Here is a 365-nt window from a genome sequence, read left to right as displayed (position 1 = left end):
CCTATGCACTGCACCCCTTGTAAAGAGGGCTTACTGTAGTGTCTCTTGAGGTAGGTCATGTGAATATCCTTTACTACATCCCAACTAACACCCAACCTCTTTGAAACCTCCTGAATAGTCATTGCTTTTAGCAAGTCAACCACGTACTTGGCAAAGCGATTAGAGTAAGACCTGTTGCCTTTAACAAAGCTAACCCTCTCGTAATCATCGTTCCCGCAATGTTTGCATTTGTATCTTTGCACTTTCATATGCAATATGGTTTTTGTTGAACCGATTGGTAGACCGTGGATATTACGATGTCGGTAGCCATTCTTCACAAGAGTGTATTCCCCGCAGCACGGGCACCTCTTTTTCGTTTTAGAATA

Annotated in this window: 1 protein-coding gene; it reads right to left on the bottom strand. The window is 43.0% G+C overall.

All coding sequences use genetic code 11. The features are described 5' to 3' along the window. Positions 1–248: helix-turn-helix domain-containing protein (locus IX315_RS09675; RefSeq protein WP_280527318.1), on the bottom strand; the 248-nt coding region annotated here is incomplete at its 3' end. Positions 249–365 lie beyond the last annotated feature (117 nt).

Origin of the sequence: Porphyromonas levii, assembly GCF_018206105.1 — a bacterium.
Lineage (GTDB): Bacteria > Bacteroidota > Bacteroidia > Bacteroidales > Porphyromonadaceae > Porphyromonas_A > Porphyromonas_A levii.
This window is presented reverse-complemented; position numbering and strand designations above follow the sequence as displayed.